Here is a 2,799-nt window from a genome sequence, read left to right as displayed (position 1 = left end):
CTATGTAAGTCCGGATGGAGAGGAGAACTATCCAGGGACCTTAACGGCTACGGTCATCTATCGGATCACTGGTGACAATCGTCTGGAGATGGAGTACTACGCGACCACGGACAAGCCCACGGTCGTCAACCTGACGAATCATGCCTACTGGAATCTTGCGGGAGCGGGCGTTGGTACCGTTTTGGATCACATTTTGCAGATCAACGCAGATCGCTATCTGCCCGTCGATGAGACGTTGATCCCGCGGGGAGAAATGGCCCCCGTCGAGGGAACGCCCTTCGACTTCCGTCAGCCCAAACCAATTGGGCGGGACATCGAAAAAACGGGCGGGGGCTATGACCACTGCTTTGTTCTCAACAAATCCCAACCGGGTGAGCTTTCGTTCTGTGCCCGGCTCCAAGATCCGAAAACAGGGCGCGTTATGGAGGTCTTCACCACACAGCCGGGCGTTCAGGTCTATACCGCCAATGGCCTGAATGGGCGTCTGGGCGCGCATGGTCGAACGTATCCCAAGTTCGGTGCTGTGTGTCTGGAAACCCAGCATTTTCCGGACTCGCCCAATCATCCACAGTTTCCATCCACGGTGCTTCGGCCGGGCGAGACATACCACGAGCTGACCATTCACCACTTTTCAGTAGCAAAGTAGGCACGCCGCAATAAGAGATGGTCCCACAGGCTGCCTGTCCGGGGGGACCATCTTGCCGAGGACGGCAATAACGTCATGACAGAGTCTGAGACAGATCCGGTGGCGAAGAACCTACGAACGTTCGACGGCGAAGTGTCGTCCGCGTCATCCGCTGCCACACACGTTCATTCTTTGCCAGACCACCACCGATCAAGCTCTTCCGTGAGCTTTTTCAGCAGCTCGGGATGCGTAGTCGCCAGGTCCCGGGTTTCAAATGGGTCTGCCACAACGTCGTAGAGTTCCGGCTTGCCGTTGGGATCGGCAGGCACGATCAGCTTCCAGTTTTCGCGGATAATCCAGCGGAAGGTGAGGCTCTTGGTGGGGTGATCTACGTCGGCCACGTCGTGCTCAAAGACCTCACCGAATATCGCCCGACGTTCCTTGACTGCCTCACGATCCATGAGATTGATACCGGGAAGGTTCGCCGGTACCGGCAGGCCACATGCTGTTAATACGGTGGGCGCAATATCGATACTGCTTGCCAAATTTTCATCATCGCGGAGAGGCGTGATCTTTCCCGGCCAGGATAACATGATGGGCGTGCGGATTCCGCCGTCGTAGGGGGACCGTTTCGAACGTGGTGCGTACCGATTGGGATTGTTTGGATCCTGAATCCACCCGTTGTCCGCGAGATAAATGATCAGGGTTGATTTCCTGAGATTTTCTTTTTCCAGGAATGTGATGAGGTCGCCGCACGTTTGATCAAACCACTCACACATGGCGTAATAGCGGGATTGTGCCGGAGTTAAATCGGGGCGAAGATACTTCTGGAGGTATTTTTCCGGTGGGTTGTGAGGAGAATGCGGCATCATCGGGGCATACCAGACAAAAAACGGCTTGCCTGCCTCTTTGGCCCTTCGGATGAAGTCGAAGATCGGCTCTAACCCCTGGCGACCGATGGCCAGCCCAGCATCCCCGTGTCGTCCTCCCCGCTTGGGATCGCCATGCGTCATACCTTCTGTGAATCCACCACGGGTGTACGCACCTTCCCACCATTTTCCTGTTTGCAGGGAGACGTACCCGGCTTCACCGAGAAGTCTGGGCAAGGTTGGGTGGGTTTCAATGCGTCGCATGAGCGTTTCATAAAAACGAGCAAATTCAGGACGAGCCCTGCCCGCCATGGGATTGACCTTCGGATCCGGCAACTTAGGATCGTTTCCCGTGATTCCGTGCTGGTGGGGATACAATCCCGTGATGATCGTGGCGAGAGAAGGACGGCAAAGTGAATCCGGGACATAGCCTCGCGTGTAAACAAGCGATTCTCGCGCGAGCCTGTCCAGATGGGGCGTCTGTATCACAGGATGGCCCATGAAACCGTAATCCGTCCAGGCCTGATCATCGGAAATAATGAGCAGGACGTTTGGGCGGGACGATTCCTGCGCCAGCCCGATCTCCCCTGTTCCCTTCAAAAAGACCAAAAAAGCACCAATGACCAGCAACCACGCTGAAGCTCGTCGCATCGGATGCCTCCTCAAACGCTTCATGACTGGAAGAGGGAATGGACAGCACGTACGGGTTCCGCAGCTCACAGGCTCCCATTCAAGTTCCGTACGCAGCCTAACCGAGTATTCGCTTCCACCGCTCGATATTGTAGCGTGCCTTTTCCAGGGGAGTCATCTTGCTGAAGTCCGGATCGTCAGATGGTTGTCGCCATGTGGCGATGGTGACGCGTGGCTTACTGGGGCCTGGAGAGGTGCTCGGTTGTCGGACGTCTTGTCTTGTACTGACTCCTCTTCCGGAATAACTGTGCGAGGTTTGAGTAAGCTGGAGATCCTCCTCCAAAGGTCGGTGAGGTGGCACGCCCAACTTTTCCAGGTCGGCATGGTAGGCCCGGACCGCCTCGGCGGGCAAAATTTCGTCGTCAGCAATGAGTCGGAGGTACTTGATGAACGTCAACTGATCTTCTGCGTTGTTGATCTTCCGTCCGTAAAGAGCCACCCGGGCACCGTACTTCTTGGCCTCCCACAACATGTGAAACGCATCGTAGGTGGTGCCTGCTGAGCCGCCCAGAATTCCGACGACCAGGGAGCTATCATAACGGCACAGGGCCTCCATGGCTTCCGGACCGTAGTATGGGATTTTCAGAAATAAAGGACGGCCCGCGCTTGTCAGAT

At 56.0% G+C, this 2,799-nt stretch carries 2 protein-coding genes and 1 pseudogene; 1 reads left to right on the top strand and 2 read right to left on the bottom strand.

The genetic code is table 11. The annotated features are described in order from the left end of the window. Positions 1-646, top strand: a 646-nt coding sequence (locus tag H5U08_RS14890) for an aldose epimerase family protein (RefSeq protein WP_297034747.1), incomplete at its 5' end; no start/stop codon positions are given. Positions 647-810: 164 nt separating this feature from the next. Here the strand turns inward: H5U08_RS14890 and H5U08_RS14885 are convergent. Further along, a complete protein-coding gene (locus tag H5U08_RS14885) occupies positions 811-2,145 on the bottom strand; it encodes a sulfatase (protein WP_297034745.1) in 1,335 nt (444 codons plus the stop codon). A gap of 97 nt (positions 2,146-2,242) precedes the next feature. Further along, positions 2,243-2,799, bottom strand: a pseudogene (locus H5U08_RS14880) (hypothetical protein); the annotation flags it as partial.

This window comes from Thermogutta sp. (assembly GCF_014359955.1).
Classification (GTDB): domain Bacteria; phylum Planctomycetota; class Planctomycetia; order Pirellulales; family Thermoguttaceae; genus Thermogutta.
The sequence above is the reverse complement of the archived record's forward strand: the minus strand, read 5'-3'. Positions and strand labels throughout refer to the sequence as shown.